Genomic DNA, 15,291 nt, shown 5'->3' with positions numbered 1-15,291 from the left:
GGCCCCGGGCTGTTGACGACCGACGGACGCGCTGCACCAACTGAAATCCACCTATCAGACTGGATATCCCTCCTTCGAGTGGTACATGCCTCCAGGTGCAGGAATGAGCCGTCACCGCTGGCACGATGATCCACATCTTCCTCCCCGGACCGCACGGGTCCGAAGCCACCGTTCTCCAGCAGAGATTTGCCGGCACCCGCAGGAGGTACCTCGTTGTCCCCTAGCCAGGTCTCCGCCGAGCACGGCAGCGGCGACGCACCACCCCGCGACCACCCGCCCGGTCCGACGTCCGACACCCTCCCGGTGACCGCCGGGCAGCGGGAGGTGTGGCTCGCCGAGCAGCACTCCCCGCGACACCGCTCGGCCCTGCGGCTCGGCGAGTACCTGGCGATCGACGGGCCGGTGGAGCCGGGTCTGTTCGAGGCGGCGCTGCGCCACGTCGTCGGCGAGGCCGACGCGCTGCGGGTGCGGCTGGTGCCGGGCGCGGACGGTCCCGTACAGGTGCTGGAGCGCGAGCTGCCGTGGACGCTCGCCTTCGCCGACCTGAGCGACGCCCCCGACCCCGAGGCGGCCGGGCGGGCGTGGGCCGACGCCGACGTGGCCCGGCCCATGGACCTCGCCGCGGGGCCGCTGTTCAGCTTCGCGCTGCTCAAGCTCGCGCCGGACCGGTTCTGGTGGTACCACACGTACCACCACGCGGCGGTCGACGCGTTCGGCTACGCGCTCGTGGCCCGCCGCGTCGCCGAGGTGTACACGGCGCTGGTCCACGGCCGGGACCCGGGCCCCTCGCCGTTCGGCCCGCTCGCGGCGCTGGCCCGGGCCGACCGGGAGTACCAGCGGTCCGCGGAGCGGGCCGCGGACCGCGCGTACTGGACCCGGCAGCTGGCCGGCTGGACGCCCGGCGCCGCGCCCGCCGCTGCCGCGGAGGCGGCGGATCCGATGGATGCGGGGGACGCGGCGGACGCACGGGACGGGTCCGACGAGGGTGCGCGGCTGCCGAAGCAGCGGCCCGCGGCCGAGGGCCGCGCGCCCGCGCACCGCCCCGTGCCGCGGACCGCGCTGCTGCCCCTGCCGCGCCCGCAGGCGCTCCGCGTCGCGGCCAGGCGCGCCGGGATCTCCCGCTTCCGCCTGGTTTTCGCCGCCGTCGCGCTCTACGAGCACCGCCGCACCGGCGCCCGCGACATCGTCGTCGGCCTGACCGTCGCCGGCCGGGTGGGCGAGGGCTCCCGCGCCACTCCGGGGATGCTGGCCAACAGCGTCCCGGTACGCCTGACCGTGCGGCCCGGCATGCCGCTGCGCGACCTGCTGGCCCAGGTCGACGAGCGGATGCGCAAAGCGGTGGAGCACCAGCGCTACCGCGCGGAGGACCTGCACCGCGACCTCGGCCTGTCCCGCGGCCCCGGCACCGCGTACGCGCCCATGGTCAACCTCATCGGCTTCGACTACGACATCTCCTTCGCCGGCCACCGCTGCACCGCCCACAACCTGTCGTTCCCGCTCGGCGCCGACCTGATGATCATGGTGTGGGACCGCCGGGACGGCACCGGCCCGCACATGCGGCTGCACGCGCCGCCCGGCGCACCCGGCGCCGCGGACCTCGCCGGCACCCAGCGCAGGCTCCTGGACTTCCTCGCGCGCGTCGCGGACGCCGACCCCGACCTCCCCGTCGGCAGGCTCGACGCCCTGCCCGCCGGCGAGCGGCGGCAGTTGCTCGCCCTCGGCGACGCGGCCCCGGCCGCCGCGCCGGCCGCGCCGGTGGGGGCGCTCTTCGAGGCGCAGGTGCGCCGGACCCCGGAGGCGCCCGCGCTGGTGTCCGGCGCCACCACCGTGTCGTACGCGGAGCTCAACGCCCGCGCCAACCGGCTCGCGCACGCGCTGGCGGCCCGCGACATCGGGGCGGAGGACGTCGTCGCCCTCGTCCTGCCGCGGTCCGTGGACCTGGTCGTCGCCGAACTCGCCGTGCTGAAGGCAGGCGCCGCCTACCTGCCCCTCGACCCCGGATACCCGCCCGCGCGGCGGGAGTTCATGCTCGCCGACGCCCGCCCCGCCCTGGTCCTGGACGACCCGCGCACCCTGGCGGGGATGGCCGCCGCACAGCCCGCCACCGACCCGGGTACCGCGGTGGACCCACTCCGCCCGGCGTACGTGATCTACACCTCGGGCTCCACCGGGCGCCCGAAGGGCGTCGTGGTGCCGCACACGGGCGTCGCGTCCCTCGTCGCGTTCCACACCGAGCGGCTGCGCATCACCCCCGGCAGCCGCTTCCCGCAGCTCGCCTCGCCCAGCTTCGACGCCTGCACCTGGGAGATGTGCGTCGCGCTGCTCACCGGCGCCGCGCTCGTGCTCGCCCCCGAGGACGACCCGCTCGCCGTCCTCACCGATCCCGGCTTCGGCATCACCCATGCCTTCGTGCCGCCGTCCGCCCTCGCCGTGGTGCCCGAGCCGGACAGCCGGGTGGGGACGCTCGTGACCGGCGGCGAGCCGGTGCCGGCGGGGCTGGTCGCGCGGTGGGCCCCCGGCCGGCGCATCATGAACGTCTACGGGCCGACGGAGACCACCGCGATGGTGACCACCAGCCGCCCGCTCACGGCCGACGGCACCGCTCCGCCGATCGGGCAGCCGCACTCCGGCACCCGCCTCTACGTCCTCGACGGCGCGCTGCAGCCGGTGCCCGTGGGCGCCGCCGGCGAGCTGTACATCGCCGGCGTGGCCCTCGCGCGCGGCTATCTGCGCCGGCCCGGGCTGACGGCGCTGCGGTTCGTGGCCGACCCGTACGGCCCGCCCGGGACGCGGATGTACCGGACCGGAGACGTGGTGCGCTGGCGCGACGACGGGCAGCTCGACTACCTCGGCCGCGCCGACCGCCAGGTCAAGATCCGCGGCTTCCGCATCGAGCAGGAGGAGGTCGAGGCGGCGCTGCACGCCTGCCCCGGGGTGGCCCGCGCCGCGGTCCTCGCCCGCCGCGACCCGCCGGGAGGCGACCTCCGGCTCGTCGCGTACGTCGTGGCGGCCGAGGACGGGCTGCGGGCGCCCGTGCTGCGCGAACGTCTGCGCGCGCGGCTGCCCGACTTCATGGTGCCCTCGGCGTTCGTCATCCTCGGCGACCTGCCGCTGAACGCCAACGGGAAGATCGACCGCGACGCGCTGCCGGCTCCCGAACCGGACCCCGGCGAGGCCGTGGGCGCGCCGCCGCGCACCCCGCGCGAGCGGCTGCTGTGCGAGCTGTTCGCCGACGTGCTCGGCGTGCCGCAGGTCGGCGCGGACACCGACTTCTTCGCCGCCGGCGGCCACTCGCTGCAGGCGATCCGCCTGGTGGCCCGGATCCGCACCGCCCTCGGCGCCGACCTCGCCCTCAGCGCGCTGTTCGAGGCGCCGACCGCCGCCCGGCTCGCGGCCCGGCTGGACGGTGCGGACCGGGCCCGGCCCGCGCTGACCGCGCAGCGGCGGGCGGAGGCCGTGCCGCTGTCGTACGCGCAGCAGCGGCTGTGGTACCTGCACCACGCGGAGGGCCCCGGCGCCACGTACAACATCCCGCTGGCGCAGCGGTTCACCGGCGAGGTCGACCCGGACGCGCTGGAACGGGCACTGGGCGACGTGGTGGCCCGGCACGAGAGCCTGCGCACCGTCTTCCCCGACCCCGACCCCGACCCCGACCCCGACCCCGACCCCGACCCCGACCCCGACCCCGACCCCGACCCCGGCACCGACGCAGACACCGGCACCGGCACCGGCGGTGCGCCGCGGCAGCGGATCCTCGGCGCCGCCGCGGCCCGGCCCGCGCTGCCCGTCACCGAGGTCGCCGGCGAGGCCGAGCTGCAACGGCGGCTGGCGGAGGCCGTACGGTACGCCTTCGACCTCGCCGTCGAACCGCCGCTGCGCGCCGAGCTGTTCGTCCTCGGCCCCGCCGAGTCCGTCCTGTGCCTCGTCATCCACCACATCGCCGCCGACGGCTGGTCCATGGCCCCGCTCACCCGCGACCTGGCGACCGCGTACGCCGCCCGCCGCCACGGCCGGGAGCCCGACTGGGAGCCGCTGCCGGCCCGCTACACCGACTACACCCTCTGGCAGCGCCGGCTCCTCGGCGCCCCCGACGACCCGGACGGGCTGCTGCACCGCCAGCTCGCCCACTGGACCTCGGCGCTCGCCGGTCTGCCCGACGAGATCGCGCTGCCCCGCGACCGCCCCCGGCCCGCCCTCGCCTCGTACCGCGGCGGCCGGGTCGAGCTGCACGTCGACGCCGAACTGCACGCGGCGCTGGCGGAGTTGGGGACCCGCTCGGGCGCCAGCCTCTTCATGGTGCTGCACGCGGGCCTGGCCGCGCTGCTGACCAAGCTCGGCGCGGGCACCGACCTGCCCGTCGGCAGCGTGATCGCCGGCCGCACCGACCAGGCCATGGACGACCTGGTGGGCTTCTTCGTCAACACCCTCGTGCTGCGCACCGACACCTCCGGCGACCCGGCTTTCGCGGAGCTGCTGGCGCGCGTACGGGACACCGCGCTGGCCGCGTACGCCCACCAGGACGTGCCCTTCGAGCGGCTCGTCGAGGCGCTGGCCCCGCCCCGGTCCCCGGGCCGCCACCCGCTGTTCCAGATCGCGCTGTCCGTCGACGCCGACGAGACCGCGGAGTTCACGCTCCCCGGGCTGCGGACCACCCGGCTCCGGGTGCCCACCCAGACCGCCAAGTTCGACCTGGACATCGGCATCGGCGAGCGGCGCTCCGCGACGGGCGAACGCCTCGGCCTGACCGGCACCCTCGACTACGCCACCGACCTGTTCGACCACGGCACGGTGCAGGACCTCGCCGACCGGTGGGTGCGCCTGCTGCGGGCGGCCGTCGCCGAACCCAAGCTGCCCCTCAGCCGTCTCGACGTGCTGTCCGCCGGCGAGCGCCGCCTGCTCACCGGCGGCGGCGCCGGCACCGCCGCGGCCCCGGCGCCGCCCGCGCGCACGCTCCCCGAGCTGTTCCGCGCGCGGGTACGCGCCACCCCCGGCGCGGTCGCCGTCGCGGCGGGCGGCACGGCGGGCACGTACACCGAGATCACGTACGCCGGGCTGAACGCCCGCGCCAACCGGCTCGCGCACGCCCTGGCCGCGCGCGGTGCCGGCGTCGAGGACGTCGTGGCCCTCGCCCTGCCGCGCTCGGCCGACCTCGTCGTGGCCCTGCTCGCCGTGCTCAAGGCCGGCGCCGCCTACCTGCCGCTCGACCCCGGCTACCCGGCCCCGCGCCTCGCCGCCGCGATCGCCGACGCCCGGCCCGTGCTGCTGCTCACGGACACCGCCACCGCCACCGTCACCGCCGCCGCCGGCGGCGCCCTCGGCGCCGGGATCCCGCGGCTGCTGCTCGACGCGCCCGAGACCACCGCGGAGCTGGCGGGCCTGCCCGACGCCGACCCCGAGCCCGCGCTGCGGCCCGACCACGCGGCGTACGTCATCCACACCTCCGGCTCGACGGGGGCGCCCAAGGGCGTCGTGGCCCGGCACGCGAGCGTCGCGGCGGTGGCCGAGCGGTACCGGGAGCGGGTGTTCGGCCCGGCCGCGCGGCGCGCCGGCGGCCGGCCCCTGCGGGTGGCGCTGACCGCCTCGGTGTCCTTCGACGCCTCCTGGGGGCAGCTCGCGGCCCTCGCCGGCGGCCACGAGCTGCACGTACCGGACGCCGCCACCTTCACGGACGCGGACCGCTTCGTGGCGTGGCTGATGGAACGGCGCATCGACGGCGTCGACGCCACGCCCTCGTACCTGCGGGTCCTCTGCGACCGCGGCCTGTTCACGAACGAACGCTGGCGGCCCGGCCTCGCCGTCCTCGGCGGCGAGGCGCTGCCGGAGGGGCTGTGGCGCGAGCTGCGCGCGGTGCCCGGACTGACCGCCCACAACATGTACGGGCCGACCGAGTGCACCGTCGACTGCGTGCAGGCGCGGCTCGACGACGCCGACACGCCCGTCCTCGGCCGGCCCGTCCCCGGCGCCCGCGCGTACGTCCTGGACACCGCGCTGCAGCCGGTGCCGCCCGGGGTGCCCGGTGAGCTGTACGTCGCCGGGGCCGGCCTGGCCCGCGGCTACCTGCGCCGCCCCGGCGAGACGGCCCGGCGGTTCGTGGCCGACCCGTACGGCCCGCCCGGTACGCGGATGTACCGCACCGGCGACCTCGCCCGCCGACGCCGCGACGGCCGGCTCGACTTCGCCGGGCGCGCCGACGACCAGGTCCAGGTCCGCGGCCACCGCGTCGAACCCGGCGAGGTCGAAGCCGCCCTCGCCGCCCACCCCGCGGTCGCCCACGCCGCCGTGACCGCCCGCGCCGACCGCCACGGCGACATCCGGCTGGTCGCCTGCACGGTGCCCGCCGCCGGCGGCGACCCCGACCCGGCGGCGCTGCGCGCCTTCCTCCGCGAGCGGCTGCCCGCGCCCGCCGTGCCGGCCGCGTTCGTGGCGCTGCCGGCGCTGCCGCTGACGCCGAACGGCAAGGTCGACCGCCGCGCGCTCCCCGCCCCGCCCACCGCCGCCACCGCCGGCCGCTCCCCGCGCACCCCGTACGAGAAGGCCCTGTGCGAGCTGTTCGCCGAAACGCTGGAGCTGCCCGCGGTTGGCGTCGACGACGACTTCTTCGAGCTGGGCGGCCACTCCCTGCTCGCCACCCGGCTCGCCGGCCGCATCGGCGAGCGGCTCGCCGTTCCCTTCCGCCTCTCCGCGCTCCTGGAGGCCCCCACCCCGGCCGGACTCGCCCGGCAGCTCGGTGCCGACGGGCCGCGGACCACCCCCGCATGGGTGCCGGACACGGAGGCGAAGCTCAGCCCCGCCTTGCGCTTCGCCGCCGCCCCGCCGCCGCCCGGCGGACCGCGCGAGGTGCTGCTCACCGGCGCCACGGGGTTCGTCGGCGCGTTCCTCCTCGCCGAGTTGCTGCGCGCCACGCCGGCCCGGGTGCACTGCCTCGTGCGGGCGCGCACCGCCGCCGAGGCGCGTGCGCGGCTGGCCGCGGCCCTGCGGTCGTACGACATCGACATCGACATCGAGACCGACATCGACGCCGACGTCTCTGCCGCCGACGACGCGCGGACCGTCGTCGTCCCGGGCGACCTCGGCGCCGTCGACCTCGGCGTCGGGCCGGAGACCTGGGCCCGGCTGCGCGACGGCGTCGACACGATCGTCCACGCCGGCGCGCGCGTCCACCACCTCTCGCCGTACGCCCGGCTGAAGCCGGCCAACGTCGAGGGCACCCGCACCCTGCTGGGGCTGGCGGGGGAGGGGCGGCCGAAGGCGTTCCACCACCTGTCGACGCTCGGGGTGTTCCGGGCGGACGGCCCGGACTCCCCGCCCGTCACCGAAGAGTCGCCGACCGGCGGCGAGCAACACCCCTATGGCAAGGGCTACTCCGCGAGCAAATGGGTCGCCGACCGGCTGGTGGAGCGGGCGTTCGACCGCGGCGCGAGCGGCGGCATCCACCGGCTCGGCCGTATCTGGGCGCACTCCGCGACCGGCGCCGTCAACCGCGACGACATGTTCTCCCGGCTCCTCGCGAGCTGTGCCGCCCTGGGCTGCCACCCCGCCGACCCGGCGCTCGACGAAGCGCTGCTGCCCGTCGACGTCCTCGCCCGCGCCCTCGTCGCGCTGGTGCTGCGGAACGACGGCGGCCCCGGCACCGTCCACCACCTCCACCACCCGCACCGCACCGCCCCCGGCGCCGTCATGGCCGGTCACGACCGGCTGCACGGCACGTGCTCCGCGGAGGTGCCGCTCGCCGGGTGGCTTGAGCGCCTGCGCGCGGCGGGCGAACGCGGCCGTGAGCTGCCGATCGAGCCGTACCGCGAATACCTGGAGGGCCTTGCCGGGACGGCGGCGGAGAAACGGCCGCCGCAGCCGGTGTTCGACAACGGCAGAACCGTCGGGCGGCTGCGGCGGTACGGGATCGACATCCCGGACGTCGACAAGACCGCCGTGGCCGCGTACTGGACCTTCATGAACCGGTAGCGCGCGCCCGTCGTACGAGTACCGATCGTCCGCGCCGCCGCGGCGGCGCACCGCTTGAGAGAACCGGTGGTTGACCCGATGACCTCGACCCTGGCCGCAGGCCCGCACGCCAACGGCGTGGCGGTGGCGGCACCGCGCACCGTCAGCCGTACCGGGCGGCGGGAGCGGGCCAGACCGCGCCCGCGCTCAATCCTGCCCGGCCGGCAGCGCTGGGAGGTCGACCTCTTCCGTGGCAGACCCGGGCTGGCCCGGGTGGCGGAGGCGTCGCTGCGCCAGGCCCCGGGCATCGAGGACGTACGCGTCAACCCGGTGACCGGCCGCGTGCTCCTGCGGCACGACCACACCCTCGGCCCGCGTGACGCCGCCCGGCTGCTGCACCTGGCCGTCGATCGTGTGCTCACCGCCCTACACACGCCCTCCGCGGACCTGCTGGGCCGCGACCCGGCCGCCCCGCCCGCCGCCCCGCCCGGCGGCGCCGGGGCAGGCTCGTACCTTCCCGAAGCACGCCCGCGCCGGGGTACCGAAGGCGTGTCCCGCCGGCTGCCCAGAATCCTGGGCCTCGGCTGCGCGGCGGCGGCCCTCGCCGGCGGGCCGCTCCTGCTGCGGCTCCTGCGGCGCCCCCTGCTCACCCTCGGCGCCGCCGCCGTCGCGACGACCGTCGTCGTCCGGCGCGCCTGGCGCAGAACCGACCGGGCCCGGGAGGGGCCCGACGGGGCCGGCCCACCGAGCCACGCCGTGCGGCGCATCGTCGGCCGGCACCGGCGCAAGTTCGGCCTGGCGGCGCTGCTTTCCGCGCTGTCCACGCTGGCGGAGATGGCGCTGTTCGCGCTCACGCCGTCGATCGTGCTGCTGGTCGCCCGCGGCGGCAGCGCCACCCTGACCCGGTACGGCATCGTCGGCATCTCCGCCCAGCTGGGCACCCTCGCCGCCGCCGGCGCGCTCGCCTGCGGCGTCATGGCCGGCACCGGCTACGCCGCCGGCGTCGCCTGGCGCGGGGTGGCCCAGGACGTCGAGGACGACTGGCGCACCCGGACCTACGCCCACGTCCAGAGCGTGGCACCGGCCGACCTGGAGAACGAGCGCGTCAGCCGCGTCAACGCGGTGCTGTCCGAGGACATCGGCCAACTCGGCACGTTCGTCGGCACGAACATGCACGACGTCGTGCAGATGGGCGCCGGACTGGCGCTGCTCGTGCCGATGTTCCTGCTGCTCGCCCCGCAGCTCGCCTGGATCGCGTTCGCGCCGATCCCGCTGGTGGCCTGGCTGTCGTTCCGCTTCCACGAGCGTGCGGTGGCCGACACCGCCGCCTGCGGCGAGCGCCGGGCGCAGCTGAACAGCCGGGTGACCGAGAACCTGTACGCCCACACCACCATCAAGTCCGCGACGACGGAGGCGCACGAGATCGCCCGCATCGGCGAGCTGAACGGCCGGTGCAGCGAGGCCAATCGGTCCGCCGGCCGCAGCGCCGCGCTGCCGCCGCAGATCCTGCGGCTGGCCGGCGGCTCGGCGCTGGTGGGCACGGTGCTGCTGGGCGGGCGGGCCGTGCTGCGGGGCGAGTTGGCGACGGCGGCGTTCGGCCCGTTGATCGAACTCCCGGGCATCGCCATGCTGAAGCTGTCCCGGGTGGGCAGCGCCTCCGACCACTACCAGCGCACCCTGGCCGCGCTGGACCGGATCGAGCGGCTGCACGAGCTGCCGGTGGAGCCGGTCGGGACGGCCACGGAACCGGTCGGGGCGGACGACCCGGCCGCGGCGGGCCGCGAGTTGCCGCCGCACCGTGTACGCGGGCGCATCGAGCTGCGGAAGGTGACCTTCGCCTACCCCGGCCGCCCGCCCGCGCTGCGCGACACCTCGCTGGTCATCCCGCCCGGCCGGACCACCGCCCTCGTCGGTACCACCGGCGCGGGCAAAACCACCGTCGCCAAGCTCCTCATGCGCTTCCGCCACCCCGAGCGGGGGCAGGTGCTGCTCGACGGCACCGACGTGCGCACCCTGGCCCTGCCCGAGCTGCGGAAGGCGATCGGGTACGTCACGCAGGAGCCGTTCCTCTTCGACGCCACGATCGCGGAGAACATCCGCTACGGCACCTTCCACGCCAGCGAGGACCAACTCGTCGCCGCCGCCCGGACGGCGGGAGCACACACCTTCATCGACAGCCTGCCCGACGGTTATGACACGAGGGTGGGGGAGCGCGGCGCGGCGCTCTCCGGCGGGCAGCGCCAGCGCGTCGCGCTGGCCCGTACCGTCCTGCGCGACCCGCCGGTCGTCATCCTCGACGAGGCCACGTCCGCCGTCGACAACGAGACCGAGGCCACCATCCAACGGGCCCTGCAGGTCTTCGGCATGGACCGCACGATGCTCGTCATCGCCCACCGGCTCTCCACCGTCCAGGGCGCGGACCGCATCTACGTCATGGGCGCCGGCGGAGTGGTCGCCGAGCGGGGCACGCACGACGAACTCGTCGCGTCCGGCGGCGTCTACAGCTCCCTGTGGAAGCTGCAGTCCGGCGGGCCGGCACCCGCATAACAGGTGGTCATTCCTTCGGGTGGTGACGACACGCGAGACCGACAGAAAGCCGCTGAACCGAGACAATGGATGTCCGTTGAGAACCAGGAGCGTGGAATGACGCACGCGACCACTCCGTTCGAGGACGACGAAGCCCGCTTCCTGGTGCTCGTCAACGTCGAGGGCGAGCATTCGCTCTGGCCGGCCTTCGCCGAGGTGCCGAAGGGCTGGACCGTCGCCCTTCCCGAGGACTCCCGGCAGGCGTGCCTGGAGTACGTCGAGAGGACGTGGACCGACATGCGGCCGCGCAGCCTCGCCGAGGCAGCGGACGGTGGCCGATGACGCCGCCGACCGCGCCGGCGCCGGCCGGCTCCGCGCCGGCCGGCGCCGAGCCCGAACTCCCCTCCGCCGGCACCCCGTACGCGGCCTCCCCGGAGTTCCGCGCCGTGCTGGCCCGCTATCCCGCGCTCGCCGGCTTCGCCGCCCGCGTCACCGACTTCCTCGACCGGCACCTGCCCGAGCCCGTCACCGAGGGCGCGGCCCGGCCGCCCTGGCTCGAACTGCGCGGGCACGCGGCCCGGGCCGGCCTGACGGGCTTCGACGTGGCGGGACCGGCGGGCGCCCGGGCCCGCGGGCGGGCCGGCGGCACGGACCGCGGCAACGGCCGTGCCGGCGCGGCCGGTCGGGGCGGGGACGCGGAGGTGCCCCCGGGACTGGAGCGGGTGGCGCAGGGGCTCGCGATGTTCCTGGCCGGACGGCGCGACTGCGACGCGCGCGAGGTCTTCAGCTCGGGCCACGGCGCGATGGCCCTGCGGTACGGCTCGCCCGCGGTCGCCCTCGCGGTACGCGACCGGGTGGTCGAGCGCGGCGAGTTGGCGGGCGTCGCCTCCAGCGAGCCGCACTCCGGCTCGGACCTGCGCGGCCTGCGCACCGTGGCCGTCGACCACGGCGACCACCTGGTGTTGTCGGGGACCAAGGGCCTGGTCAGCCGAGTCGAGGAGGCCGTCGGCTTCGTCGTCTTCTGCAAGGTGGTCGCGCCCGAACGGGCCACCGCCCTGGCGGTCGGCGGCGACGGCATCGACGGCGACGGCACCGACCGGGACGGCGCCGACGGCGCCGACCACGCCGACCGCGTCAACGGGGACGGCGCGGGGCTGCGCGAGGTGCCGCTGTCGGCTCTCTGGCTGCCGATGGACGCCCCCGGCGTCCGCACCCGGACCGCCGCCCCACTGGGCCTGCGCGGCTGGAGCCTGGGCCACCTGCACTTCGACGGCGTACGTGTCGAACGCGACCGGCTGCTCGGCGCCCCGGGCGACGGCCGCCGGATCTTCGACGCGCACTTCGCCGGCTGGCGCGTGATGATGGCGCTGGTCTGCCTCGGCGCGGCCACCGCCGCGATCGACGAGGCGATGGCCCGCACCCGCCGGCGGAGCGTCGGCAGGACGTCGCTGTCGACCATCCCGTCCGTGGCCTCCCGGCTCGGCACCGCGGCGGCAGAGCTGCAGGCGGCCACCGCCTGGTGCTTCTCGCTGCTGGAGAGCATCGACCGGGACGCGGACGCCGTGGACTTGGCGGCCTGTTCCGCCGCGAAGGCGCTGGCCACGGACGCGTCGTACCGCGCGGTCGACCTCGGGCTTCAGCTCCACGGCAGCGACGGGTACACGTGCCACACCCCGATGGAGAAGCGCCTCCGCGACATCCGCGGGCTCCGCATCGCCGACGGCCCGAACGACATCCTGTACAGCGTGCTGGCGCACTCGCTGCTCGAAGGCTCCCGGGCGGGCGCGCGCGTCGTGCGGCAGCGGGTGTGAGCGGCGCTCAGGGGAGCTTGCTCCGGAGCGCGGAAAGATAGAAAGGGATTCTCTTCACGGCCTTACGCGATACCGGGAAGACCTCGATCTGACCGCAGCGGTGGTCGTTGATAGTGAGCGTATATTCGCCGTCCGCGTGACGCAGTTCTGCGGAATAGATGATTCCGTCACGCCGGTTTTCTTGTCCGTCCACGCGGGAAACGATAGGCCACGTGGAGATGCGAAAGACCGACTCAATCCCGCGGCACTCGAAAGAGTGAATATTCGCAGGTCAGGATGGTGGTGAGTCCGCTTCATCCGCTAAACTCGAAAATGGCAGACGGGGAACGTGTAACGACATCGTGAACGAATTCGAGAGGGGCGGGCACCGACAATGCTTCCTGTGCTTCCCGTGTTTTTGGTCGGGGCGGCATCGGCGCCGCTTATCAAGAAAGTGGTGAGGCCGGTTGTTCGCGGCACCATCAAGACGTCCGTGAAGCTGGCGGTCGATGTGAAACGGGCCGCGCACGAGATCAACGAGGACATCAGCGACATCGCCGCCGAGGCGAGCGCGGAGGCGTTCGCCGCGGACGTCCGGGGCGACGCGGACGTGCCGCGCCAGGGCACCAAGAAGGCGCGCGCGGGCAAGGCGGTCGCGGCCGACTGAGGCGGGCCGGCCGACCCGACATCCCGGGCCCGCGCCCTGTTCCGGCGCTGGACCCGGATGCCACACTGCTGACGTGATCGCGTCGCCCGTGGAGCCGTCTCCGTTGCGGAAGGGCGTGGTCGTCGTCGGTGCCGGGGTCGTCGGCGCCTCCGTGACGTACCATCTGGCGCGCCTCGGTGTCCCGGTGGTGCTGCTCGACCGTGAACCGGCCCCGGCGTCCGGCGTGACCGGCGCCTCCTTCGCCTGGATCGGCGGCACCGGCGGGGACTGGCCCGGCGGCGCCGAGGACCTGCGCGGGTCCGTGCTCGCCGACCACCGGCGGCTGGAAGCCGAGGTGCCGGGCTACGCCGTCCGCTGGACGGGCTCGCTGACGTGGACCGGCGAGACCGCGCCCGACCCCCGGCCGGTGCCGGGCGGTCGCCGGGTCGTACGGGACGACATCGCGGCGCTGGAGCCCCACCTCCGCGACCCGCCCGCGCACGCCCTCCATATCCCGGGCGACGGGGGCCTCGACCCGGTGGCGATGACCCGCGCGCTCATCGCCGCCGCGTGTGCCCGCGGCGCGACGGTGATCGCCGGTACGGCCGTGACGTCGCTGGAGACGTCGGGCGGCCGGGTGGTGGGCGTGCGGTCGCCCACCCGTTTCCACGCCGCGGACACCGTGGTCCTCGCTGCCGGCACCGGCGTCGCCGCGCTGTGCGCACCGCTCCCCGCCGAGGTGCGCGTCCCGGTGTCGCCGGCGCTCCGGGTGCGGGTCGCGGCGCCACCCGGCCTGGTCAAGACCATCGTGTCGGCCCCGGAGTTCGAGGTCCGGGAGGTCCGCGACGGCGAACTGCTCATGACCCTCCCGCGCGTCGACGACCCGTCGCCACCGGCCCTGGAGCGGGCCGCCCGCGACGCGCTCCGCCTCCTCGAAAACGCCTTCCGCGGCGCCGGCACCTGCTGCCTCCTCGACCACCGGCTCGGCCACCGCCCGATGCCGGCCCACGGACCGCTCATCGGCCCCGTGGCACCCGACCGGTCCGCCTACGTCGCCGTCATGCACTCGGCCATCACCCTCGCCCCCACCGCCGGCCGCCTCGTCGCCGCCGAACTCACCACCGGCGAACCGGCGCCCGAGCTGCACCGCTGCCGCCCGCCCGGCGCCGCCCCGTAGCGCGCCACCCGGCGGGCGGGTCGGTGGGCAACGCGGTGGACGACGTGATCCCGATCGGCCAGATCCTGGGCTGGGTCGTCAACCTGGCGGTGGTGGAGGTGCTGATCAGACGGCGCCGAGCCGGTGACGCCGGCGCGCGCGGCTCATGAGGGGCCGTCGGCGGGCGGCAGGGCGGCGACGACTTCGGCGGCGGCCCCGGCGAGGAGTTCGTCGTCGGGAGCCGCGTCCCGTGCGGGACGGTGGGACGTGATCGCCATGACGAGGGGCGGGCGGTCCGGGGGCCAGACCACGGCGATGTCGTTGCGCGCGCCGTACGTGCCGCCCGTGCCGGTCTTGTCGCCGACCACCCACCCCTCCGGTACCCCGGCGCGGATCAGGGTGTCGCCGGTGGTGTTGGTGCGCAGCCACGTGGTGAGCTGCGCCCGGCCCGGCCCGTCGAGCGCGTCGCCGAGGACGAAGGCGCGCAGGTCGCGGGCCAGCGTGCGCGGCGTGGTCGTGTCCCGGGTGTCGCCCGGCGTCCAGCGGCTCAGTTCGGGTTCGTCGCGCACCATGCGGGTGACGTCGTCGCCGATGGCCGCCAGCTCGGCGTCCATGCCGGCGGGGCCGCCGAGTTCGGCGAGGATCAGGTTGGCGGCGGCGTTGTCGCTGAAGCGGACGGCGGCCGCGCAGAGTTCGCGGAGGGTCATGCCCGTCGCGACGTGCTCGGCGGTCACGGGGGAGTGGGCGACGAGGTCGTCCGCGGAGTACGTGATCACCTGGTCCAGCTCCCGCGCCCCGCGTGTGCGCAGCACCACACCCGCGGCCAGCGCCTTGAACGTGGAGGCGTACGGGAAGCGTTCGCCGGCGTGGTACGCGACCTCGCGCCCCGTGCCCGTGTCGACGGCGTAGACGCCGAGGCGGGCGTCGTACTCGCGCTCCAGGGCGGCCAGTTCGCGGACGTACGGCTCCGCGGACGGCGACGGAGACGGCGCGGGAGAGGACGCACGCGCCGCCGGCGGGGCCTTCGCGGCGGGGCCGTCGTCCCCGCAGGACGCCAGCGGTACGAGGACGAGCGCGCAGAGCGCGCCGACCGCGGCGCGGTGGGGGCGGGTGAGCCGCATGCTCCGGGACCTCCGGGGGTGATCTGTGCCGCCACCACCCTCACCCATCGGGCGATCACACGTCCACCGGTCACGCCGCGGCCCAGCTCGACCAGTTGGCCGCCATCGCGCACA

The 15,291-nt window shown here is 76.0% G+C and carries 8 protein-coding genes; 6 read left to right on the top strand and 2 right to left on the bottom strand.

The features are described from left to right. The first annotated feature begins 213 nt into the window (after positions 1–213). From T328_RS08900 to T328_RS08885, 4 genes are all read left to right on the top strand, one after another. A complete protein-coding gene (locus T328_RS08900; RefSeq protein WP_496495352.1) occupies positions 214–7,959 on the top strand; it encodes a non-ribosomal peptide synthetase in 7,746 nt (2,581 codons plus the stop codon). A gap of 78 nt (positions 7,960–8,037) precedes the next feature. Next, positions 8,038–10,485, top strand: coding sequence for an ABC transporter ATP-binding protein (locus T328_RS08895; RefSeq protein ID WP_496495351.1), 2,448 nt, complete (start codon positions 8,038–8,040; stop codon positions 10,483–10,485). Between the two features lie 96 nt (positions 10,486–10,581). Further along, complete coding sequence (locus tag T328_RS08890; protein WP_496495350.1) at positions 10,582–10,806, top strand: MbtH family protein; 225 nt, start codon at positions 10,582–10,584, stop codon at positions 10,804–10,806. Further along, positions 10,803–12,275: an acyl-CoA dehydrogenase family protein gene (locus tag T328_RS08885; RefSeq protein ID WP_496495349.1), complete on the top strand. Its 1,473-nt coding sequence runs from the start codon at positions 10,803–10,805 to the stop codon at positions 12,273–12,275. The genes T328_RS08890 and T328_RS08885 overlap by 4 nt, the downstream gene beginning before the upstream one ends. A 7-nt stretch (positions 12,276–12,282) precedes the next feature. Here the strand turns inward: T328_RS08885 and T328_RS08880 are convergent, their stop codons facing one another. After that, positions 12,283–12,468 carry a hypothetical protein gene (locus T328_RS08880; protein WP_496495348.1) on the bottom strand — a complete coding sequence of 62 codons (186 nt, stop codon included), beginning with the start codon at positions 12,466–12,468 and terminating at the stop codon, positions 12,283–12,285. A 243-nt stretch (positions 12,469–12,711) separates the two neighbouring features. On the opposite strand from T328_RS08880, the gene T328_RS08875 reads away from it, so the two are divergent. Both T328_RS08875 and T328_RS08870 read left to right on the top strand, forming a co-directional pair. Beyond that, entirely contained in the window at positions 12,712–12,921 is a 210-nt protein-coding gene (locus T328_RS08875) for a DUF5132 domain-containing protein (protein WP_496495347.1), read from the top strand. Positions 12,922–12,994: 73 nt separating this feature from the next. Continuing rightward, on the top strand, positions 12,995–14,077 hold the full coding sequence (locus T328_RS08870; RefSeq protein WP_496495346.1) for an NAD(P)/FAD-dependent oxidoreductase: 1,083 nt from the start codon (positions 12,995–12,997) through the stop codon (positions 14,075–14,077). Positions 14,078–14,220: 143 nt separating this feature from the next. On the opposite strand, the gene bla is transcribed toward T328_RS08870, so the two are convergent. Continuing rightward, entirely contained in the window at positions 14,221–15,177 is a 957-nt protein-coding gene (gene bla, locus T328_RS08865) for a class A beta-lactamase (protein WP_496495345.1), read from the bottom strand. Positions 15,178–15,291: the final 114 nt, after the last annotated feature.

The sequence above is a fragment of the Streptomyces sp. CNX435 genome, assembly GCF_059570575.1.
This window is presented reverse-complemented; position numbering and strand designations above follow the sequence as displayed.

What these genes read in the sequence shown, in the direction of transcription:
- T328_RS08895 (WP_496495351.1), top strand. Translation starts at nt 8,038, where the DNA reads ATGACCTCGACCCTGGCCGCAGGCCCGCACGCCAACGGCGTGGCGGTG.
- T328_RS08890 (WP_496495350.1), top strand. Translation starts at nt 10,582, where the DNA reads ATGACGCACGCGACCACTCCGTTCGAGGACGACGAAGCCCGCTTCCTG.
- T328_RS08885 (WP_496495349.1), top strand. Translation starts at nt 10,803, where the DNA reads ATGACGCCGCCGACCGCGCCGGCGCCGGCCGGCTCCGCGCCGGCCGGC.
- bla (WP_496495345.1), bottom strand. Translation starts at nt 15,177, where the DNA reads ATGCGGCTCACCCGCCCCCACCGCGCCGCGGTCGGCGCGCTCTGCGCG.